Origin of the sequence: Cellulomonas sp. GbtcB1 (genome assembly GCF_019091725.1) — a bacterium.
Taxonomy (GTDB): Bacteria; Actinomycetota; Actinomycetes; order Actinomycetales; family Cellulomonadaceae; genus Cellulomonas.
This window is the reverse complement of sequence record NZ_JAGXJG010000008.1, coordinates 70,472-92,109: the sequence shown is the minus strand read 5'-3', so window position 1 is coordinate 92,109 and position 21,638 is coordinate 70,472. Positions and strand designations below refer to the sequence as shown.

Annotated in this window: 17 protein-coding genes; 8 read left to right on the top strand and 9 right to left on the bottom strand. The window is 76.1% G+C overall.

Annotated elements, in window-relative coordinates; translation table 11 throughout:
- The first annotated feature begins 5 nt into the window (after positions 1-5).
- Positions 6-1,199: a DUF58 domain-containing protein gene (locus KVT14_RS04955; protein WP_308160895.1), complete on the top strand. Its 1,194-nt coding sequence runs from the start codon at positions 6-8 to the stop codon at positions 1,197-1,199.
- Positions 1,196-3,442 (top strand): DUF3488 and transglutaminase-like domain-containing protein, encoded by a 2,247-nt coding sequence (locus tag KVT14_RS04950; protein ID WP_217614643.1) that lies wholly within the window; start codon positions 1,196-1,198, stop codon positions 3,440-3,442. The genes KVT14_RS04955 and KVT14_RS04950 overlap by 4 nt, the downstream gene beginning before the upstream one ends.
- A 649-nt stretch (positions 3,443-4,091) precedes the next feature.
- Here the strand turns inward: KVT14_RS04950 and KVT14_RS04945 are convergent.
- Genes KVT14_RS04945 through KVT14_RS04935 form a run of 3 tightly spaced genes read right to left on the bottom strand, consistent with a single transcriptional unit; the run spans position 4,092 to position 6,263 of the window.
- Positions 4,092-4,481 carry a DUF3040 domain-containing protein gene (locus KVT14_RS04945; protein WP_147793791.1) on the bottom strand — a complete coding sequence of 130 codons (390 nt, stop codon included), beginning with the start codon at positions 4,479-4,481 and terminating at the stop codon, positions 4,092-4,094.
- Positions 4,482-4,518: 37 nt separating this feature from the next.
- Positions 4,519-5,826, bottom strand: a complete 1,308-nt coding sequence (gene dinB / locus KVT14_RS04940) for a DNA polymerase IV (RefSeq protein WP_217614642.1) — start codon at positions 5,824-5,826, stop codon at positions 4,519-4,521.
- Entirely contained in the window at positions 5,823-6,263 is a 441-nt protein-coding gene (locus KVT14_RS04935; RefSeq protein ID WP_217614641.1) for an SAV_6107 family HEPN domain-containing protein, read from the bottom strand. The genes dinB and KVT14_RS04935 overlap by 4 nt, the downstream gene beginning before the upstream one ends.
- A 246-nt stretch (positions 6,264-6,509) precedes the next feature.
- Between KVT14_RS04935 and KVT14_RS04930 the strand changes: the two genes are divergently transcribed.
- Positions 6,510-7,307: a fused MFS/spermidine synthase gene (locus KVT14_RS04930; protein WP_308160894.1), complete on the top strand. Its 798-nt coding sequence runs from the start codon at positions 6,510-6,512 to the stop codon at positions 7,305-7,307.
- 83 nt (positions 7,308-7,390) lie between these two features.
- Here KVT14_RS04930 and KVT14_RS04925 read toward each other — a convergent pair whose 3' ends face one another.
- The 3 genes from KVT14_RS04925 to KVT14_RS04915 form a co-directional block, all read right to left on the bottom strand.
- Positions 7,391-7,594, bottom strand: coding sequence for a cold-shock protein (locus tag KVT14_RS04925; RefSeq protein WP_146952335.1), 204 nt, complete (start codon positions 7,592-7,594; stop codon positions 7,391-7,393).
- A 301-nt stretch (positions 7,595-7,895) separates the two neighbouring features.
- Positions 7,896-9,281, bottom strand: coding sequence for a nitrate/nitrite transporter (locus KVT14_RS04920; protein ID WP_217614639.1), 1,386 nt, complete (start codon positions 9,279-9,281; stop codon positions 7,896-7,898).
- Positions 9,282-9,355: 74 nt separating this feature from the next.
- A complete protein-coding gene (locus KVT14_RS04915; protein ID WP_217614638.1) occupies positions 9,356-10,300 on the bottom strand; it encodes a proteasome assembly chaperone family protein in 945 nt (314 codons plus the stop codon).
- 286 nt (positions 10,301-10,586) lie between these two features.
- Between KVT14_RS04915 and KVT14_RS04910 the strand changes: the two genes are divergently transcribed.
- The 4 genes from KVT14_RS04910 (at position 10,587) to KVT14_RS04895 (ending at position 16,973) form a co-directional block, all read left to right on the top strand.
- Positions 10,587-12,830: an AAA family ATPase gene (locus KVT14_RS04910; RefSeq protein ID WP_217614637.1), complete on the top strand. Its 2,244-nt coding sequence runs from the start codon at positions 10,587-10,589 to the stop codon at positions 12,828-12,830.
- Between the two features lie 70 nt (positions 12,831-12,900).
- Positions 12,901-14,097 carry a phosphoglycerate dehydrogenase gene (serA, locus tag KVT14_RS04905; protein ID WP_217614636.1) on the top strand — a complete coding sequence of 399 codons (1,197 nt, stop codon included), beginning with the start codon at positions 12,901-12,903 and terminating at the stop codon, positions 14,095-14,097.
- Positions 14,098-14,152: 55 nt separating this feature from the next.
- Positions 14,153-15,202, top strand: coding sequence for an aldo/keto reductase (locus KVT14_RS04900; RefSeq protein WP_217614635.1), 1,050 nt, complete (start codon positions 14,153-14,155; stop codon positions 15,200-15,202).
- A gap of 76 nt (positions 15,203-15,278) precedes the next feature.
- Positions 15,279-16,973, top strand: coding sequence for an AMP-binding protein (locus KVT14_RS04895; protein WP_217614634.1), 1,695 nt, complete (start codon positions 15,279-15,281; stop codon positions 16,971-16,973).
- An 84-nt stretch (positions 16,974-17,057) separates the two neighbouring features.
- Here KVT14_RS04895 and KVT14_RS04890 read toward each other — a convergent pair whose 3' ends face one another.
- From KVT14_RS04890 to KVT14_RS04880, 3 genes are all read right to left on the bottom strand, one after another.
- The gene (locus KVT14_RS04890; protein ID WP_217614633.1) at positions 17,058-19,082 is read right to left on the bottom strand and encodes a S9 family peptidase; all 2,025 of its coding nucleotides are present in this window, start codon (positions 19,080-19,082) and stop codon (positions 17,058-17,060) included.
- Positions 19,083-19,238: 156 nt separating this feature from the next.
- Positions 19,239-19,748: a transcriptional regulator NrdR gene (gene nrdR, locus KVT14_RS04885; protein WP_217614632.1), complete on the bottom strand. Its 510-nt coding sequence runs from the start codon at positions 19,746-19,748 to the stop codon at positions 19,239-19,241.
- Positions 19,749-20,239: 491 nt separating this feature from the next.
- Positions 20,240-20,635, bottom strand: a complete 396-nt coding sequence (locus KVT14_RS04880) for a LysM peptidoglycan-binding domain-containing protein (RefSeq protein ID WP_217614631.1) — start codon at positions 20,633-20,635, stop codon at positions 20,240-20,242.
- A gap of 255 nt (positions 20,636-20,890) precedes the next feature.
- Here KVT14_RS04880 and lexA point away from each other — a divergent pair, with 255 nt between their 5' ends.
- Positions 20,891-21,634: a transcriptional repressor LexA gene (gene lexA / locus KVT14_RS04875; RefSeq protein ID WP_217614630.1), complete on the top strand. Its 744-nt coding sequence runs from the start codon at positions 20,891-20,893 to the stop codon at positions 21,632-21,634.
- The last annotated feature ends 4 nt before the right edge of the window (positions 21,635-21,638 follow it).

Below are 21,638 nucleotides of genomic sequence, written 5' to 3'. Positions count from 1 at the left end.
GCGGCGTGGGCCTCGTGGTCCTCGGCCTGGCCGTGGGCGCGACCGGCACCGCCTTCGGGTCGACGGACCTGCTGACGATCGGCACGCTCCCGGTGCTGCTGGTGGTGCTCGGGATGCTCGCGGTCGGCGTCGTCGACCCCGGCCGCGGCCAGGGCCTGCGCACCCGGCGCACCGTCCAGCCGGACCCGGTGCACGTCGGCCGCACCGCCGACGTCCAGGTCGAGGTGGGGCTCGCCCGCGGCGCGTCCCGCGCGCGGCTCACCGACCTCCAGCTGCGCGAGCAGGCCGCCGTCGAGCTGTCCGGCGGCCGGCCGCTGCGCGCGACGGTCGCTCGCGAGCCCCGCGCCGTCCGGCTGCGCTACCCCGTGCAGGCGACCCGCCGCGGCCGGTGGGCGCTCGGCCCGCTCGTCGTGACCCGCACCGACCCGTTCGGCGTCGCCCGGGTCCGCGCCACCCTCGGCGTGCGGGAGACCGTCACCGTGTGGCCCTCGGTCGTCGACCTGCCGGTCCCGCGCGAGCTGCTGGTCGCCGAGCCCGAGCGGTCCGTCGTCGGCGCCCGGTCCCCCGCCCCCGACGACGCCGCGCTCCGCGACTACCGGGTCGGCGACGACCTGCGCCGCGTGCACTGGCCGAGCAGCGCCCGCCGCGGCGAGCTGGTCGTCCGGTCCGACGAGCGCGCCGGCATGCGCCCGGTCACCGTGCTGCTCGACCAGCCCGCGCCCGGCGACGCCCTCGAGTGGTGCATCTCGCTGGCCGCCTCGGTCGCGCTCGCGACCCACGCCGCGGGCCACCCCACCCACCTGCTGACCGGCACCGCCGCCGACGACCCGCACGCCGCCCGGCTCGAGGCGCCCGGCCGCCAGCAGCTGCTGGACTCGACCGTCGACCTGGCCGGGCAGCCCGACGCCGCGGCCGCGGAGGCCGCGCTGCTCGCGGAGATCCGCGGGCTGGACGACGCGGACGGCGGCTCGGGTCTGGTGATCGCCGTGCTCGGCCCGCAGGGCCCCGCCGGCCGCGCCGCGCTCGCCGGGGTGAGCCAGACCCGCCCGGGCTGGGCGCTCGTCCGCGGCGCGGACGACGACGAGCGGGCGACCGCGACCGCCCGCCAGCTGCGCCGCGCGGGGTGGCGCGTCGTGCAGGCCGAGCCCGGCGCCGACCTCGAGGCCACCTGGTGGCGGCTGACGGGTGGTGCGGCGTGAGCGGCGGGGCCGCCCTGCGCCGCGGGTGGCGCTCCCCCGCCGCCACCGCGCTGACCGCCGTCGCGACCTGCACCGCGCTCGGCTCGCTGTCCGGGCTGCTCGCCGGCGGGACCTGGGTGCTGCACGCGGTGCTCGCCGTCGCCGGCGCCGCGCTCGTCGTGGGCGGCACCCGCAGCCTCACCCGCTCCACCTGGCTGCCGTCGCTCGTCGGGCTCGTGGTCTCCGCGTACGCGCTGCTGGCCTTCTACGCCACGCCACCGGGCGGCAACCCGCTCCTGGTCGGGCCCGGCACGATCCAGCACACCGGTCAGCTCGTGCAGCAGGCGGCCCAGCTCATCGAGACCTCGGTCGTGCCGATGGCGGTGTGGCCGCCCGTCGAGCTCATCCTCGTCGGCGCCGCGGTCCTGGTGTTCCTCGCGGCGGACCTGCTCGCGGTCGGGTGCGGCATGCCCGCGCTCACCGGCATCGCGTACGTCGCCATGTGGACCCCGGCCGTCGTCCTCGGGTTCCCCGGCAGCACCTGGGCGCTCGCCGCGACCGGGTTCTGCTACCTGCTGCTCCTGGCGCTCGCGCAGCCGCCGGTGTCGCGCGACCGCACCGGACGGCGCGCCGGCGTCGTGCTGGCCGGCGCCGCGGGGCTCGTCGCCGTGACGCTCGCCGCCGGCCCGGCGGTGTCCGCCGTGCCCGCGTGGTCGTGGGTCGACCTGCCGGACGTCGGGACCGGCGCGGTCGGCCCGGTCCGGCTCGCCGACGACCTCGACCTGCGCGAGAGCCTCCGCGACCAGTCGTCGCAGGTCGTGCTCAGCTACACCGTCGACCGCGTCGACGAGGAGGCCGAGGGGCCCGCCGCCACCGCGTCGCTGATCGGGCCGCTGCGGTCGTTCACCCTGCGCGACTTCGACGGCCGGTCCTGGCAGCGCGAGCCCGCCGACGACCTGGCCGAGTGGGACCCGGACGGGCTGCTCGCCTCCGACCCGTCGCTGGTCGGCGCGGCCCCGGACGGCGCCCGCGGCACCCTCACCGACGTCCAGGTCCGGATCGGCGCCCTCCGCGAGCAGCGCCTGCCCGTGAGCACCTTCCCGCGCACGGTGCGGATCGACGGGCCGTGGACCTACGACGCCGCCCGGGACGAGGTGGTCAGCCGCAGCCGCACCGAGGCGGGCAGCGGCTACGAGATGCTGGTCGAGGTCCCCGACCTCGGCCCGGACCTGCTGCGCGCCGCGACCGGCGACGTGCCCGAGGACGTGCAGACCTACCTCGAGGTGCCGGAGACCGAGCACGCGGACGACCTGCGCGCCCTCGCCGTCGAGCTCACCGCCGACGCGGCCACCCCCTACGACCAGGCGCTCGCCCTGCAGACCTACTTCCGGGACGGCACCCAGTTCCGGTACGACACCTCGATCGAGCCGGGCGACAGCGACGACGCCGTGTGGGACTTCCTGCAGAGCCGCCGCGGGTACTGCGTCCAGTTCGCGACCTCGATGACGGTCCTCGCGCGCACCCTCGGCATCCCGGCTCGGCTCGGGGTCGGCTTCCTGCCCGGCGAGCTCGGCACCGACCGCACCTACCGGGTCACCGGCGCCGACGCGCACGCCTGGCCCGAGCTGTACTTCCCCGGCACCGGCTGGGTCCGGTTCGAGCCGACCCCCGCGGTGCAGACGGGGCCGCCGCCGTCCTGGAGCAACCCGTTCAGCGCCGCCGCCCCGACGACCGCCCCGACCGCCGGCGCCCCGCAGACCACGAGCACACCGAGCGCCGCCGCCACCACCGCCGCCCCGCAGGACCAGGGCGGGCTGCCGGGTGTGGTCGCGAACCCGCGCACCCGGGGTCCGCTGATCGCCGTGGTCGCCCTGCTGGTCGTGGCGACCGCCCTCGCCGCCGTGCTGGCGCTGCGTCGACGTCGCCGGCCCGCGCTCCGGCTCGCACCCGAGGTCGCCTGGCGACGGCTCCGCGACCGGCTCCGGCGCGCCGGCATCACGTGGCCGGACTCCCGCACGCCACGGCAGGCGGTCGCGGCGATCCGGTCCCAGGTCCAGGCGCGCCGCGGCCGCCCGCTCGGCCCGGAGGCCGACCGCGCGCTGGTGGCGCTGGCGGCCGCGCTCGAGCGCGAGCGCTACGCCCCCGACCCGGTGGACGACGACCCGGAGGAGCTCCAGGCGTGGGTCGCGGCCGTGCTGACCGACGTGAGCACCCGCGCCCCGGGCGACCGCCCCGCCGCGGGCCCGCGCCCGGCCGAGGCCTGAGGCGGGCGAGCCGGCCGCCCTCACGCGCCGCGCCGCCACCCGCGGACCCGCGCCGCTCCAGGCCCGCCCCTCCACCTGCGGACCCGCGCCGCTCCAGGCCCGCCCCGCGCCGAGACCCGCGCCGCGCCCAGCCCGCATCTTCACGCGCCGCGCCCACGACGACCGCGCCGGCGCCTGAGACAGGTCCGCCCGCCGAGATCAGCGGTTTGGCGCGAGATCGGTGGTTCAACGCACCGATCTCGGGTCGGAGTACCGATCTCGCGGCCGACGGCGTCGCGGGCGAGCGCGTCCTGAGCGTCGGGGGCGGCGCGCGACGTGCGCCCGACGGCGCGTTCGGTGGCTGCCGCCGAGTTCGGTGCCCGCAGCCACCGAACCCGGCGGGTACCACCGAACCGGCGACCATGAGCGTCCGGGGCGCGGCGGAGACGACGCGGGCGTTCCCGTGCGCGAGCGGACCGCGCGAGCGGACCGCGCGGCAGGAGAGCGCCCACGCGCGGACCGTGCAGCAGAAGACCAGGCACGCGCGGACCGCGCACGAGAAGACCGCCCACGTGCGGACCACGCGCGGCGGCACGCCGCGGGCCCGCCCCTCGCGGAGCGGGCCCGGGTGCGGCGGTACCGCGGGATCAGGCGGGCGTGCCCAGGGTCGTCAGCGACCCTGGTCGCGCCGCTTGTCCCAGCGGTCCTCCATCCGGGACATGAAGCCCTTCTTGGCCTTGGGGGCCGCAGGGCGCGGTGCGGTGCTGCCGTCGGCCCGGACGACGCCGACCGGCCCGCCACCGCGACGCGGGCGCGTGAACGCGATCGCGACGGAGGCGAACATGACGACGAAGCCCAGCACGCCGAGCCACACCTCGGACGCCGCAGCGCCCACCACCAGGAGCAGCAGCCCTACGACGGCACCGATGCCGCCCAGGACGTACCGCAGGACCGGCTTTCGCCCACGCGATGTCAGCGTGTTCGCGAGCCGGGGATCATCAGACGTGAGCTGACGCTCCATCTGCTCCAGTACACGTTGTTCGTACTCGGAGAGAGGCATTCCAACCCCCGTGCTCCGCCGTCGGGACTTCTTCACCTCAGGATAGATGGCCGGTGGCGAAGTCGGAAGTCGAGCGCTCCCCCGCGGCGGGTGACCCTGCCGACACCTCGCGCGCGGACCGTCCCACGGTGGGCGTCCCGGCGCCGATCGCGGCCCGTCCGAACCGGGCGCGGACGAGGTCCATCGCCCGCTCCGCCTCGCGCCGGGCGTCCGGGTCGGAGCCGGTCACCTCGTCGAGCGTGGGCTGCCGGATGACGTCCGCGGCCGGCATCAGGCCCTCCGCGCGGACGCCGACCAGCCGCACCGGGAGCCCGCCGAGGTCCGCGGCGGCGAGGAGGTCGCGCGCCACGAGGTAGAGCTCGCGCCCGACGTCGGTCGGCTGCGCGAGGGTGCGGGACCTGCTGAGCGTCCGGAAGTCCGAGGTGCGGATCTTCACGGCGACGGTCCGGGCGACGAGCCGCTGCGCCCGCAGCCGCCCCGCGCACCGGTCGGCGAGCTCGAGCGCCTTGCTCTCCACGACCCGCATGTCCCGGACGTCCACGGCGAAGGTCTCCTCCGCGCCGATGCTCTTCTCCTCGCGGCCCGGCGTCACGGGACGGGGGTCCCGTCCCCAGGAGAGGTCGTGGAGGTGCGCGCCGGCGACCTTGCCGACCGCGCGCTGCACGACGGCCACGTCGCTGTCGGCGAGCTCGGCCACGGTGCGGATGCCCCAGCGCTCGAGCGCCGCGGCCGTCCGCTCGCCCACGCCCCACAGCGCGCCGACCGGCAGCACCCGGAGGAAGTCGACGGTCGCGGCCTTGGGCACGAGCAGCACGCCGTCCGGCTTGGCGTGCCCGGACGCGAGCTTGGCCACGAACTTGGTGGCCCCGATGCCGACGGAGCACGTGATGCCGTGCCGCGCCTGCACCCGCTCGCGGATGAGCGCGGCGATCCGGGTCGGGCTGCCGAGCCGGCGCCGCGCCCCGCTCACGTCCAGGAACGCCTCGTCGACGCTGACCTGCTCGACGATCGAGGTCACGTCGTGCAGCACCTGCATCACGCTGCGCGACACCTCGGTGTAGGCGGCGTGGTCCGGCGGGACGACGATCGCCTGCGGGCACCGGCGCAGGGCCACCGCCATCGGCATGGCCGAGTGCACCCCGAACGCGCGCGCCTCGTACGTCGCGGCGAGCACGACGGACCGCTCGGAGCCGCCGACGATCACCGGCTTGCCCCGCAGGTGCGGCCGCCGCGCGAGCTCCACGGAGGCGAAGAACGCGTCCATGTCGACGTGCAGGATCGAGCACCCGTCCTCCTCGGTGCCCCAGTCGCGCTTCGCGTCCTGCGACCGCGGGCCCCGGCTCATCCGGCGCGCGCCGCCTCGACCTCGACCGCGGCGCTCTCCAGCTCGGCGCGGACCAGGTCCAGGAAGTCCTCCGCGTGGCACAGCACCTGCTCGGCGCGCTCGGCGGACACCGCGTCGAACCGCCCGGCGTCCACGGCTGCCCGCAGGCCCGCGCCCGCGGCGAAGTAGGCGGACCAGCGGCCCATCTCCGGGGCGACCCGGTCGAGCAGCTCCCACACCGTGCGCGGCCCGCGGCGCGCCGACAGCGGCTGCCGCTCGGCGAGCACCGCCGCGCCGGCCCGCAGGGCGGCGAGGTGCGCGTGCGTGAACTGCTCCCAGGGCTCCGAGGAGAACTGCGCGGCGACGAGCTCCGCGTCCGCGCGCTGCAGCAGCTCGGCCGTGCGGCCCGACAGCCCGGGCGCGGCACTCCGCAGGGCACGAAGGGTCTTGACCGGCATCGCGCACCTCCCTCTCTCGACAGTCCCAGTATCGAACACCTGTTCGAACGCGTCAACCCGTACGGTGGGCGGATGGCGTCCCGTGGCCGGTCCGGCCGATCCAGCAGGTCGGACAGGGCCACGAAGGCCTCCCGGCCCGACTCAGAGTCCCACCGACCACCGACACGCGGCGGGCGCGGCGGCTCCGCCGGACCCGGGCAGCCGTGGCCCGACGGCCCGGTCCCCATCGCCACCGGCACCGCCGAGGTGCAGCGCTCGCCGGACGACCCGGACGCGGTGACCCTCCTGGTGAACGGCGTGCCGAGCTCGCACCTCGACCTGGCCGACCCGGAGCGCCTCGACTTCGAGTACATGCAGCAGATGGCGGCGGTCCTGGACCACCTCCCGACGACGGACGGCCCGTTCCGCGCCGTGCACCTCGGTGCCGCCGGCTGCGCGATGGCGCGCTGGGCGCACGCGCGGTTCCCCGGCGCCCGGCAGGTCGCGGTCGACCTCGACCCGGTCCTCGTGGCCCTGGTCCGCGACTGGTTCGACCTGCCCCGGTCCCCCGCCCTGCGCCTGCGGGCCGGCGAGGCGCGCGCCGAGCTCGGCACGCTCGCGGACGCCAGCGCGGACGCGGTGGTGCGGGACGTGTTCGCCGGCGACCGCACGCCCGCTCACGTGACCACCGAGGAGTTCGCGCGGGACGTCGCGCGGGTGCTGCGCCCCGGCGGCGTCTACCTGGCGAACTGCGCCGACCGCCCGCCGCTCGCGCTGGCCCGCGCCGAGGCCGCGACGCTCGGCGCGGTGTTCCGGCACGTCGGCGTCGTCGCCGAGCCCGCGGTGCTGCGCGGCCGGCGGTACGGGAACCTCGTGCTCGTCGGCACGGACGACCCGGCGCTGCTCGCGGACGCCGGGCTGGCCCGCGACCTCCGCTCGCTGCCGGTGCCCGCACGGCTGCTGGTCGACGAGGAGCTCGCCGCGTTCGTCGGCCGCGCCGCCCCGCTGCGCGACGCCGCGCCGGAGCTGGAGCCGGACCCCGGGGAGCCCGACCCGGGCGCCTGACCCCGGACGCGACCGAGGCCGCACCCCCGGAGGGGATGCGGCCTCGGCGTGCGGACGGCCCGCGAGGGGCTGCCGTCACGAGGTCAGAGCGGGCGGACCTTCTCCGCCTGCGGGCCCTTCGGGCCCTGGGTGATCTCGAACTCGACGCGCTGGCCCTCGTCGAGCGAGCGGTAGCCCTGGGAGTCGATGGCCGAGTAGTGCACGAAGACGTCGGCGCCGCCGCCGTCCTGGGCGATGAAGCCGTAGCCCTTCTCGGCGTTGAACCACTTGACAGCACCCTGTGCCATGTTCTTGTCCTTCTGTCCATCCGGTGACGGTGCCGGGAACTCCCCGGACCGTGCCGCAATGCCTATCCCGCGTCCTGCACCGGGTGGACCAGCCGGATGGCTGGAAGGTGCCGCGCGGGCGTCCCCGGAGGGGCCCGACCGGCGCCGGTCAAGCGTCAGTACGTCACTGCAACACGGCGATCCTCTCACGCAGGTCATCGCGACGCCACGGTTCTTCAAGGCCCGATGGGGCGTGGATCACAACGATCCGGTCACGAGCCGATCACAGGACGACCACCCCGACCGACCGGTCGGGAGGCGTTCAGACCGCGAGCCCGGGGTGCGCGCGGCGCGCGCCCCGCCTGCCGAGGAGCATCGCGGCGACGCCCAGCACCCACGGCACCGCCACCCACGCGAACGCCGACCGGAACGCGTCGAGGTCCCGCGCGCCGGCGCCGCCCGACGACGCGTCCAGCACGACTCCCACGACCAGCATCGTCGCGAGCGCCCCGACGAACCCGCCGGTGTTGACGAACCCGGTGGCGGTGCCCAGCCGCCGCGGCGGGGTGCAGGACCGCGCCACGTCGAACGCCACCAGCGACGTCGGACCGCCGACCGCCACGACGACCACGAACACGCACAGCACCGCGTACGGCACCGGCGCCGTCGGCAGGGTGACCGACAGCCACGCCAGGCCGATCGCCGCCGACGTGCCGAGCGCCAGGGGCATCCGCGCGCGCGGGTGCCGGCCCACGACGACGCCGATCACGGGCCCGGCGACGACCGCGGCGACCACGTTGAGCGTCAGCAGCGCGCTCGCCTCGCCCGGGGTGCGGCCCTGCCCCTCGACGAAGAACGCGAACCCCCACAGCAGCACGACGACGTGGTTGCTGAACTGGCCCGAGAAGTGCATCCAGAACGCCAGCCGGGCCCCGGGGTCGCGCAGCACCGCGCGCAGCGCACCGGGCTCCCGCGGCGCCCGGGCCCGCGCGGGCCGCCACCGCCGGCGCAGCAGGCCGACCCGCCACCACGGCGCGGCCGCCGCGGCGCCCGCGGCGAGTCCCGCCGCGACGTCCGGCTCCGCGGTCTCCCCGGCGGGTGCGTCCGGGTCCGCGAGCGCCCCGCCGGGCACGTCGGCCTCCGCCGGCGCGTCCCGCACGACCGCCACCACCGCGATCGTCGCGACCACGCCCACGGCCGCCACGGACAGGAAGGTCGTCCGCCAGCCTTCGGCGTGCAGCAGCGCGACGACGGGCACCGCCGACAGCACCTGCCCCAGCTGCCCGAGGCTCCCGGTGAGCTGCGTCATCACGGGCACGCGTCGGGCGGCGAACCACGCGGGGACGAGCCGCACCACCGAGACGAACGTCAGCGCGTCCCCCGCGCCGACCAGCACCCGCCCGGCCAGCACCCAGCCCGCCGAGGGCGCGAGCGCCAGCACCGTCTGCCCGAGCGCCATCCCGGCCGCGCCCGACGCGACCAGCACCCGGGGCCCGTACCGGTCGAGCAGGACGCCGACCGGCACCTGCAGCAGCGCGTAGACGACGAGCTGGGCCACGGCCATCGTCGCCAGCAGGGCGGACGAGACGCCGAACAGGTCGGTCACCTCGAGCGTGGCGACGCCCAGCGACGACCGGTTCATGATCGCGACGACGTACGCGCCGACCGCGACGGACCAGACGAGCAGGGCGCGGCGGTCGGAGGTCACGTGGAGCCATTCTGCCGGTCCGGTGCGCGCGCCCCGACCAGGCGCCGGTCACACACGGGGCCCGGCCCCGGGGGTCAGTACCCCGGGTTCGGCCCCTTCTCGTCGCCCTGCTGGGCGAGGAACCGCTCGAACTCGGCGCCCAGCTCGTCGGCCGTCGGCAGCTCCGCGGTCTCGGCGAGCAGGCTCGGCCGCCCGATGTTGCGGGCGAACGCGTCGTACTGCTGCTCGAGCGCGTGCACCACCGTCTGCACCTCGGGCTGGTCCTCGACCTGGCGCTCGACCTCCAGCATCGTCTCGGACGCGGCCTCGGTCAGCGCCCCGAGGTCGAGCTCGAGGCCGGCGGCGCGCTGCACGTGCTCCAGGCCCGTGATCGACGCCTGCGGGAACGGCGACTGCGCGAGGTAGTGCGGGACGTGCACCGCGAAGCCCATGGCGTCGTGCCCGGACTGGCCGAGCCGGATCTCCAGCAGCGTGCCCGCGGAGGCGGGGACCTGCACCGTGCCGAACCACGACGTGTAGTCCGCCACGAGCTCCGGCCGGTTGGCGTGCGCCGTCACCGACAGGGGCCGGGTGTGCGGGATGCCCATGGGGATGCCGTGCAGGCCCACGGTCAGCGGCACGTCGAACCGCTCGACGATCTGGCGCACCGCGGCGGCGAACCTCTCCCACTGCACGTCCGGCTCGACGCCGTGCAGCAGCAGGAACGGCACCCCGGAGGTGTCCTTCACCAGGTCGACGGCGAGCTCGGGCTCGTCGTACTCGTCCCAGTGGTCGCCCTCGAAGGTGGCGGTGGGGCGGCGGGAGCGGTAGTCGAGGAGCTGGTCGACGTCGAAGGTGGCCAGGCGCTCCGTCGGGAGCTGCTCGGTCAGGTGCTCGGCCGACAGCCGCCCGGCGCCGCCGGCGTCCACGAAGCCGCGCACGGCGTGCACGAGCACCGGCCCGCTGCCGCCCGCGGTCCGCGCCTCGACCTCGGCGGCGACCGCCGGGTCGACGGCGTAGATCTCGCTCGGGTCCAGCATGGGGTCCTCCCTGGGGATCAGTCCGTGCGCCGCCCGGGGGGCGGCGTCCTGAGGGTCACAACACCGCGGGCGCCCCGCCTCTTCCCGACCGGCCGGACGATCTTCGCGCTGGCAGGGACCCCGGCGACCGCCACCCGGTCGGCCGTCACACGGCCGTCCCGGAATGGTGGAGAATGGACGGCCGCTCCGGCCGCCCGACCCCGTGTCGACGCCGGCCGGGCGCGGCGCAGGACGGTGGCGCCACCCGGGGGTCCGGGCGCCACGGGGACGACCGACGGGAGCACGCGTGACCGGGATCGAGGCGCAGCTGGCGGCCGAGCAGGAGGTCGTCGACGGCCTGTACGCGCGGCTGGACGAGCTGCGGGCGGCCACCCGCGAGCGGCTGGCGGAGGTCCGCCGCGTCGGCCCCTCCGGCTCGCCCCAGAACCGCTCGGAGCGGGACGCGTTCGCCACCCTCTACGAGGACCGGCTCGCGCGGCTGGAGGCCGTCGAGGACCGGCTGGCGTTCGGCCGCCTGGACCTGTCCGACGGCGGCCGCCGGTACATCGGCCGCATCGGCCTGAACGACGACGAGCACGCGTCGATCCTCACCGACTGGCGCGCGCCCGCCGCGCAGTCGTTCTACCGGGCGACCTCGGCGAACCCCGACGGCGTCGTGCAGCGCCGGCACCTGGTGACCCGCGGCCGCCGCGTCACCGGCCTGGAGGACGAGGTCATCGACCTCGACGTGCTCGCCGACGAGGAGGCCGCGGCCCGGCTGGGCGCGCTGTCCGGCGAGGGCGCGCTGCTGGCGGCGCTGGCCGCGCGGCGCACCGGGCGGATGGGCGACATCGTCGCGACGATCCAGGCGGAGCAGGACGCGATCATCCGCGCCGACCTCGCGGGCGCGCTCGTCGTGCAGGGCGGCCCGGGCACCGGCAAGACCGCCGTGGCGCTGCACCGCGCCGCCTACCTGCTCTACGCGCACCGCCGCGTGCTCGAGCGCTCGGGCGTGCTGCTGCTCGGGCCCAGCCGCACCTTCCTGCGGTACATCGACCAGGTGCTCCCCTCCCTCGGCGAGACCGGCGTCGTGTCGACCACGGTCGGCGAGCTGTTCCCCGGGATCGTCGCGACGGGCACCGAGGACGACGTCGTCGCCGAGATCAAGGGCCGCCCGGTGTGGCGGAAGATCGTCGAGCGCGCCGTCCGGCAGCGGCAGCGCGCCCCGCAGCAGCCGACCGTCGTGACGATCGACGGGCACCGGATCGTGGTGAAGCCGTCGGACGTGCGCGGCGCGATCAACCATGCCCGCCGCGGGCACCGGCCGCACAACCAGGCGCGCGTGACGTTCGTGCGCGACATGCTGGGCCGGCTCGCGGAGCAGTACGTCAGCCAGCTCGGCTGGTCGGTCGCGCCGGACGAGCGCGGCGAGATCCTCGAGGAGCTGCGCACGACCCGCGAGATCCGGATCGCGCTGAACCTCGCGTGGATGCCGCTCACCCCGCAGGGCCTGATCTCGGGGCTGCTGTCGAAGCCCGCCCGCCTGGACGCCGCCGCGCCGGAGCTGTCCGCGCACGAGCGCGCCGCCCTGCTCCGGGACGCCGACGCCCCGTGGACCGAGGCGGACGTGCCGCTGCTGGACGAAGCGGCGGAGCTGCTCGGCGAGGACGACCAGGCCGCCCGCGCGCAGGCGAAGCACGACGCGGCGCAGCGCGCCCAGGAGCTCGACTACGCCCGGCAGGTGCTGGAGCAGTCCGGCACCGGGCTCGTGTCGGCCGAGCTGCTCGCGGACCGGTTCGCCGCGACCGGCCCGGCGCTCACCACCGCGGAGCGCGCCGCGGCCGACCGCACCTGGACCTACGGGCACGTGGTCGTCGACGAGGCGCAGGAGCTCTCCCCCATGGCCTGGCGGATGGTGCTGCGCCGGGTGCCGACCCGGTCGCTCACCGTCGTCGGCGACGTCGCGCAGACGTCGACCGCCGCGGGCACCCGGGACTGGGCGACGACGTTCGACCGCATCCTCGCGGGCGGCTGGCGGCTGTCCGAGCTCACCGTCAACTACCGGACGCCCGCCTCGGTGGCCCGCGCCGCCGAGCGCGTCGGCCGCGCGGCCGGGCTGCCGCTCACGCCGACGACCTCGGCCCGCGACGTCGACGACGCGCTGCGCACCGACCTGGTCGACGCCGCCGCGGTGCCCGAGGCGGTCGCCCGGCACGCCGCGGCCGCGCTCGACGCGGTCCGCGACGCCAGCGGCGCCGGGCGGGTGGCGGTCATCGCGGCGCCCGAGGCGCTGCCGGCGCTGGCGCGGGTGCTGCCGCAGGCGGGGTCCACGCGTGCCGGGTCGCCCGACCTGGACGCCCCGCTGACCCTGATGACGCCGACCCAGAGCAAGGGCCTGGAGTTCGACGCGGTCGTCCTGGTCGAGCCGGCCGACGTGCTCAAGGGCGGGGCGGGCGACCTGTACGTCGCGATGACCCGGCCGACGCAGGCGCTGCGGGTGGTGCACAGCCGGCCGCTGCCCGCGGGCTGGGAGCAGCCGGACGCGGGCTGACCGCGGGGCACGGGTGTCCGAGGACCGGGACCGGCTTGGAACCGCGACGCGGGAGGCGCACCATAGGCCCGTGCTACGCGCCCTGCTCCTCGAGAACCTGCACCCCCAGGCCCGCACCATCATGGAGGCGGCCGGCTACGAGGTCGTGACGCGCTCCGGCGCGCTCGACGAGTCCGAGCTGATCGAGGCGCTGCAGGGCGTGCACCTGCTGGGCATCCGGTCCAAGACCAACGTCACCGAGGCCGTGCTCGACGCCGCGCCCGACCTGGTCGCGGTCGGCGCCTACTGCATCGGCACCAACCAGATCGACCTGCACGCGGCGGCCTCCCGCGGCGTCGCGGTGTTCAACGCCCCGTTCTCGAACACCCGCTCGGTGGTCGAGATCGCGCTGGCCGACATCATCGCGCTGACCCGCCGCCTGACCGTGCTGGACAGGTCGATGCACGACGGCGTCTGGAACAAGTCGGCCGACGGCTCGCACGAGGTCCGAGGCCGCACGCTCGGCATCGTCGGCTACGGCAACATCGGCACCCAGCTGTCGGTGCTCGCCGAGAACCTCGGCATGTCCGTGGTCTTCTACGACACGGCGGAGAAGCTGGCGCTCGGCAACGCGCGCCGCGCGGAGACCCTCGACGAGCTGCTGGACGTCGCGGACATCGTCACGCTGCACGTCGACGGCCGCAGCGGCAACGCCGGCCTGTTCGGCGCGAAGCAGTTCGCGCGGATGCGCGAGGGCGCGATCTTCCTCAACCTGTCGAGGGGCTTCGTCGTCGACTACGCCACGCTGCGCGACGCGGTGCTCGCCGGGCACGTGGCCGGCGCGGCCGTCGACGTGTTCCCCGTCGAGCCCAAGCGCAAGGGCGACCCGTTCGAGTCGGAGCTGCGCGGCCTGCCGAACGTCATCCTCACCCCGCACACCGGCGGGTCGACCGAGGAGGCGCAGGAGGCGATCGGCCAGTTCGTGTCGAACAAGCTGCGCGACTTCATGCACACCGGCACCACGATGCTCAGCGTCAACCTGCCGAACCTCACGCTGGAGCACCGCCCCGGCGTGCACCGCCTCACCTACCTGCACCGCAACGTCCCCGGCGTGCTCGCCGCGGTCAACAACACGCTCGCCGAGCACGGCGCGAACATCGAGGGCCAGCTGCTGGCCACCCGCGGCGAGGTCGGCTACGTGGTGACCGACGCGGTCGCGGTCGAGCCCGCGGTGGTCGCGGCGCTGCGCGCCCGTCCGGAGACGATCCGGCTGCGCGTCGTCGACTGACCCCCCCGACCCGCCGCCCGGCGGGGTGCCCGGCCCACGCGCTAGCGTCGGGCACGTGCACCTCGCCGACGACGCCCGCCACGACCGACTCCCCCTGCGCCGCGCCGGCCGCTCCGGCCTGGACCTGCCCGCGGTGACCCTGGGGCTCTGGCAGAACTTCGGGGACGCGACGCCGTTCTCCGACCAGCGCGCGCTCGTGCTCGCGGCGTTCGACGCCGGCGTCGTGCACCTCGACCTCGCGAACAACTACGGTCCCCCGCCCGGGGCCGCCGAGGAGACCGTCGGGCGGCTGCTGGCGACCGACCTGGCGCCGTACCGCGACGAACTGCTCATCGCGACCAAGGCCGGCTACCGGCAGTGGCCCGGCCCGTACGGCGAGTTCGGCTCCCGGAAGTACCTGCTGGCGTCCCTGGACCAGTCGCTGCGCCGGCTCGGCACCGACCGGGTCGACGTGTTCTACAGCCACCGGTACGACCCGAGCACCCCGCTGGAGGAGACGATCGGCGCGCTCAAGACCGCCGTCGACTCCGGCCGCGCCCTGTACGCGGGGATCTCGTCGTACTCCGCGCGGCGCACCGCCGAGGCGCTGGCCGTCGCCGACGACCTGGGCCTGCGGCTGACCCTGCACCAGCCCTCGTACTCGATGCTGAACCGCTGGGTCGAGCAGCCCGACGACGAGGCCGGCGACCGCAGCCTGCTCGACGTCGCCGGGGAGGCCGGGCTCGGGGTCGTCGCGTTCTCCCCGCTCGCCCAGGGCATGCTCACCCGCAAGTACCTGGGCGGCGTGCCGGACGACTCCCGGGCCGCGCGGGGCGGCCCGCTGCGGGCCGAGTACCTCAGCGAGGAGAACCTGGACCGGGTCCGCGCGCTGAACGCGGTGGCGGAGGCCCGGGGCCAGTCGCTCGCGCAGCTCGCCGTCGCCTGGGTGCTGCGCGACCCGCGGGTGACGTCGGTGGCGCTCGGCGCGCGCACCCCCGAGCAGCTCCGGGAGAACCTCGCCGCGGTCGACGGCCCCGCCCTGACCGACGACGAGCTGGCGGAGATCGACCGGCACGCGGTGGACGCCGGCATCAACCTGTGGGGCTCGCGGTCCTCCGACCTCTGACACTCACTGGGAACTCGCCGCCGTTGCCTCGGGCTACGCTCACGTAACCTACGCATCCGTAGGTTACGGTGACCTCGTGACAGACTTCACGCGACCGTGGCACACCTCCTACGCGCCGGGCGTCCCGGCCGTCGTCGACGTGCCCGACGAGCCGCTGACCGCCGCCCTGGACCGCGCCGCCGCGGCCTGGCCCGACCGCGTCGCGGTGGACTTCATGGGCGGGACGACGACGTACGCCGAGCTGGCGGGTGCCGTGGCGCGAGGCGCCGCCGTGCTCCGCGGTCTCGGCGTGCGCGCCGGTGACCGGGTCGCGATCGTGCTGCCCAACTGCGCCTCGCACGTCGTCGCCTTCTACGCCGCGCTGCGGCTCGGCGCGGTCGTGGTCGAGACCAACCCGACGTACACGTCCGACGAGCTGGCGCACCAGCTCGCCGACTCCGGCGCCACCGTCGCGCTCGTCTGGGAGAAGGCCGTCGCACCCGTGCTCGCGGGGCAGGACCGCACGTCGGTCCGGACCGTCGTCGCCGTCGACGTGTCGGCCGACCTGCCCGCCGCCAAGCGCCTCGCGCTGCGGCTCCCCCTGCCGGCCGCCCGCCGGACCCGGACCGCCCTGCGCGCCGCCCTCCCGGCCGGCACCCCGGTGTGGCACCGGCTGGTCGCGGAGGCCACCGCGCTCCCCGCCGGGACCCCCGGGCCGACGGCCGACGACGTGGCGCTGCTGCAGTACACCGGCGGCACCACCGGCACGCCCAAGGCCGCCGTGCTCACGCACCGGAACCTGGTCGCGAACGCGGTGCAGGGCCAGGCCTGGACCCAGGCCGAGCCGGGCACCGAGACGATCTACGGCGTGCTGCCGTTCTTCCACGCGTTCGGCCTGACGCTCTGCCTCACCTACGCCACCCGCGTCGGCGCGACCCTGGTGGCCTTCCCGAAGTTCGACCCGGCGACCGTGCTCGCCGCGCAGCGGCGCCGCCCCGGCACCTTCCTGCCGGCCGTGCCGCCGATGCTCGACCGCCTCGCCGCGGCCGCCGAGGCGAAGAAGGCCGACCTGTCGTCCTTCCGGTACGCGATCTCCGGCGCGATGTCGCTGTCGGCCGAGACCGCCGCCCGGTGGGAGCGGCTGACCGGCGGCCTCGTCATCGAGGGCTACGGCATGACCGAGACCTCCCCCGTCGCGCTCGGCAGCCCGCTGTCCCCCGCCCGCCGGCCCGGCGCGCTGGGCCTGCCGTTCCCGAGCACCGACGTCCGCGTGGTCGACCAGGAGGACCCGACCCGCGACGTCGCCCCGGGTGAGCAGGGCGAGCTGCTGATCCGCGGCCCGCAGGTGTTCTCCGGCTACTGGAACCGGCCCGAGGAGACCGCCGGCCAGCTGCTGCCCGGCGGCTGGCTGCGCACCGGCGACGTCGTCCGGCTCGACGACGACGGCTTCGTCGTCCTGGTCGACCGGATCAAGGAGATGATCGTCACCGGCGGCTTCAAGGTGTATCCGTCGCAGGTCGAGGACAAGCTCCGCGGCATGCCGGGGGTCCGGGACGTGGCCGTCGTAGGCCTCCCCGGCGGCGACCTCGGGGAGAAGGTCGTGGCCGCGATCGTCACCGAGCTCGGCGCGCACGTCGACATCGCGGCGGTGCGGGAGTGGTGCGGCGAGCGGCTGGCCCGGTACGCCGTGCCGCGTGAGCTCGTCATCCTCACCGAGCTGCCGCGGTCGCAGATCGGCAAGGTGCTGCGCCGGGTGGTCCGGGACGACCTGCTGGCGTCGTCCGCGGTCTGACGCCCGCCGCGCGCCCGACGAGGCCGCACGACGAGGGGCCCCGCACCGGAGAACCGGTGCGGGGCCCCTCGTCGTCGCGGGCGCTCAGCCCTGCGCGACCGGGAGCGTCCGCTCCCACCAGTCGAGCACGTGCTCGAACCGCACGAGCCGGTGCTGCGGGCGGCCCGACCGGGTCAGCTCGTGGCCCTCGCCCGGGAACAGCAGCAGCTCGGCCGGCACCCCGCGGCGCTTCAGCTCGACGAACCAGCGCTGGCCCTGCTCGACCGGGCACCGCCAGTCCTGCTCCGAGTGGATGACGAGCGTCGGCGTGGTCACGCGGGACACGTGCGCCATCGGCGACTGCGCCGCCACCTTCGCGCGGGACTCCTCGTCGTCGCCGTCGCCCAGGTACTCCAGGCCGAAGAACCAGCCGATGTCGCTCGACCCGACGAAGGACACCGGGTCGAGGAACCCGCGCTCGACGATCGCGCCGACGAACCGGTCGGTGCGGGTGGTGAGCCACGCGGTGAGGTAGCCGCCGTAGGAGCCGCCCATCACGCCGACCCGCTCGCCGTCGAGCGCCGGGTCCTCGAGGGCCGCGTCGAGCAGGGCGAGGACGTCGTCCGTGTCGACCGTGCCGAAGCCGTGCTGGATCGCCTTGCCGTGCGCCGACCCGTAGCCGGCCGCGCCGCGCGGGTTGCCGTAGACGACCGCGTAGCCGGCCTCGGCGAGAGTCTGCACCTCGTCGAACAGGCCGACCGTGTACTGGGCGTACGGGCCGCCGTGGATCATGAGGATCGTCGGGTGCGGGCCGGCGAACCGCTCCGGGTCCGGGGTGACGAGCCAGCCGTGCACCGGGTAGCCGTCGGGCGCGGTCGCGGTGACCTCGCGCGGCTCGCGGACCCGGCCGGTGGCGCGCAGCGGTGCCGACCAGTCGGTGAGGGCCCGGGTCTCCCCCGCGGCCAGGTCGACCGCGTGCAGGTCGCCGGACGTGACCGGGCCGGCCGCGGTGACCACGGCGACCGGTGCGTCGGTCGCCGCGGCGACGCCGTGGGCGACGAGGCCGGTGAGCAGGTCACGGGTCGAGCCGTCGGCGCGGTGCTCGCGCAGGACGACCGTGCCGCGGTGCAGCACGCCCGCGAGCACGCCGTCGGCGGTCACGGCGAACGTCCCGGGGTCGAGGTCGACGGCCTCGGCGTCGGTCAGCCGCTCCGGGGCGCCCGCGGGGGTCGGCGCGGCGTCGCCGGCGGCCAGCGGGAGGCGGAACAGCCCGGTCTGGGTCGCCACGAACTCCCGGCCCGACGTGCCCATGTCCTGGGCGAGCAGCCACAGGGCCGCACCGTCCGCCGACGGCAGCACGGCGGCGACGGCGAGCGTGCTGCCGGCGTCCGCGTCGGTGAGCGGGACGAGCGCGCCGTCGGCGTCCGGCGCGGTGTCCACGACGACCGCGTCCGAGCGCAGGTCCTGGTCCTTGCCGGTGTGCCGGGCCGCGACGGCGGCGACGTACCGGCCGCCGGGGAACCACGCGATCTGCTCGACGTCGGTGTCGCCGGACGTGATCTGACGGGCGGCGGGCTCGTCGTCCGCACCCGGCTGCGCGGCCCGTGCGTCGGGGTCGGCGGGCACGTCGACCACGAACAGCTGGCGGCGCTTGTCGCGCGTGAAGCCGACGCCATCGTTGCGGTACGGCAGCTCGGTGATGTGCCGGGGACGCTCCGCGCCGGAGTCGCCGTCGCCGTACCGGCCCTCCTCGGGCACGCGCGCGACGAAGGCGAGGGCCGAGCCGTCGGGCGAGAAGCGGGCGGACTGCACGCCCAGCGGGGCGTCGGTGAGCCGGACCGGCTCGCCGCCGGCGGCCTCGACCAGGAACAGCTGCGGGCGGCCCTTCGGCTCGGCGCGCAGGAACGCGACCCAGCGACCGTCCGGGGACACCTGGGGGTCGGTGTCGCGGTGGCCACGGGTCAGGCGCTGCGGCGGGGTCGCGCCGTCGGTGGCCACCCGCCAGAGCTGGCCGGTGTACTCGTCGGACTCGAGGTCCGGGGCGGTGCGGGCGACGACGGCGAAGGAGCCGTCAGGGGCGACCGCGGGGGTTCCGGGAGCGTGCAGGAGCGCGAGGTCAGCTGGGATCACGCAGCCGACGTTAATACGCTCGGGGCCCCCGCGGGGCCGGAGCCGCCGCCGCGGGGCCCGCGCGAGCCGGTGCGAGCCGGTGCGGGACGGGCCCGGACGGGTCCGTGCCCGGGCTCGGAGCGGACCACGGGCCGGTCCGGGCCGCCGGGCGACGCCTCAGGCGGTCGGGGCGTCCTCGGCCGGGGCGGGCGACGACGCGGCGCGGGCGGCGTCGGCCGCCTCGTTCTCCGCGCGCAGCACGGTGATCGCCGCCTCGAAGTCCTCGAGGCTGTTGAACGCCTGGTAGACGCTGGCGAACCGCAGGTAGGCCACCTCGTCCAGGTCGCGCAGCGGGCCGAGGATCGCGAGACCGATCTCGTACGCGTCGAGCTCGGCGCTCCCGCTCGCGCGCAGGTTCTCCTCGACGCGCTGGGCGAGCACCGCGAGGTCGTCGTCGCTGACCGGGCGGCCCTGGCAGGCCTTCCGGACGCCGTTGACGATCTTCTCCCGGCTGAACGGCTCCGTGGCGCCGGACCGCTTCACCACGGACAGGCTCGCGGTCTCGATCGTGGTGAACCGTCGGTTGCACTGCGGGCACTGGCGCCGGCGCCGGATCGACAGGCCGTCGTCCGACGTGCGGGAGTCGACGACGCGGGAGTCGGCGTGACGGCAGAACGGGCAGTGCATGGACGCCTCCTCCGGGATGTGGTGCACGCGTCGGGCCGGCGACCGCGGCGACGCGCGCCCGCCCGGACGACCGAGACACGGTAGGGCCCCGGGAGCGGGCGGTGCAAGGCGGATCCGCGGAGGGGTGAACGCGCAGTTCAGCGCCCCGGGAAAGCGGTGCCCGGACAGACGACGAGGGTGGCCGCTGCTGCGGCCACCCTCGTGGGGACGCCCCCGTCCCGTCTCGTCCGGACGACTCGCCTCGTCCGGACGGTTGCTGCACGCCTCTGCGCCCGGCCCGAGGGCCAGGACGACGACGCGTCCCTCGCGGCGAGCCCCCCAGCCAGCCGTTCGAGGTGGCACCACAGTAGAGGCGCGCCGGCCAATTACGCAAGCACAGAGTGCCGTAATCCGTTCGAGACCTCCATGCCCGGTTGACCAGCAGCTTCGGAACCCCGTCGCGCTGCGATGAGACCGTCGCTCACCGCCGCCTGGCTGTGTCCGACGGGACGTCAGGAGCCGGCGGGAAGCAGCAGGACCTGACCGGCCTGGAGCGAGGCGTCCGCCAGACCGTTGAGCTCCTGCAGGCCGAGGACGACGTCCCGCACATCCTCCCCCGGCCCCGCCACGCTCGCGGCGATCGCCCACAGCGTCTCGCCCGACTGCACGGCGTGCGTCGTCACCTCGGTGGCGCGCTCCGGGGCCTCGGCCACCGCGCGGCCGCCCACGAGGCCGCCGAGCACGACCGCCAGGCCCAGGAGGGTGACGACGACGCGACCGCGCCGCGTCAGGTGGAGGCGGCCCTCGCCACCTGCGGCGACCGGCCGACGCGCATCCCCGTCGCGTCGGGCGGGCGCCTGCCGGCGCGCCGGACGGGCGATCCCCGGGTGTGCTGCGATCGCGCTCATCCCCACCACTTCCCTCCTGGGCCGCCGGGCGACCCGAGTCGAACACCTGTTCGTTCGAACGCTTGTACGATGGAACCACACCCCACCGACGATGTCGAGACACGATCGAACAGGTGTTTGATCCCGTCCGTCCGTCCCCCTACGCTCGGTGACGTCGGGTACAGCGCACCACGAGGCACTGACACGCCCGCCCGACGGACCGCCGCGGACCCACCTGCAGGCGGCTGACCTGGGCGGACGGGACGGGAGCGGGACATGGCGAGCGACGGGACGGGCACCGCGGCGGGCCTCGGCGAGGTGGCCGTGGCCGAGCTCGGGGACGGCGACGGCCTCACGCCGCGCCAGCGGCTGGTCCTCGAGACGGTGCGCGCGTCGGTCGAGTCGCGCGGCTACCCGCCGAGCATGCGGGAGATCGGCGACGCCGTCGGCCTCACCAGCCCGTCGAGCGTCAAGCACCAGCTCACCGCGCTCGAGCGCAAGGGCTACCTGCGCCGCGACCCGAACCGGCCGCGCGCGATCGAGGTCGTCCAGCCGGACGACTCGCGCGGCGTCGCGCCGCTCCCCGGCGTCGCCGGCATCATGGGGATCGGCGACGCCGACTCCGCCGCGCGCGAGGGCGCGCCCGAGGCGGCGTACGTGCCCGTGGTGGGGCGGATCGCCGCCGGCGGCCCGATCCTCGCCGAGCAGCTCGTCGAGGACGTGTTCCCGCTCCCCCGCCAGCTCGTGGGCACGGGCGAGCTGTTCCTGCTCAAGGTCGTCGGGGACTCGATGGTCGACGCCGCGATCTGCGACGGCGACTGGGTCGTGGTCCGCCGGCAGCCCGTCGCCGAGAACGGCGAGATCGTCGCCGCGATGCTCGACGGCGAGGCGACGGTCAAGACGCTCAAGCGCGCGGACGGCCACGTGTGGCTGCTGCCGCAGAACCCCGCGTACTCGCCGATCGACGGCGACCACGCGCAGGTGCTCGGCCGCGTCGTCTCGGTGCTGCGCTCCCTCTGACGCG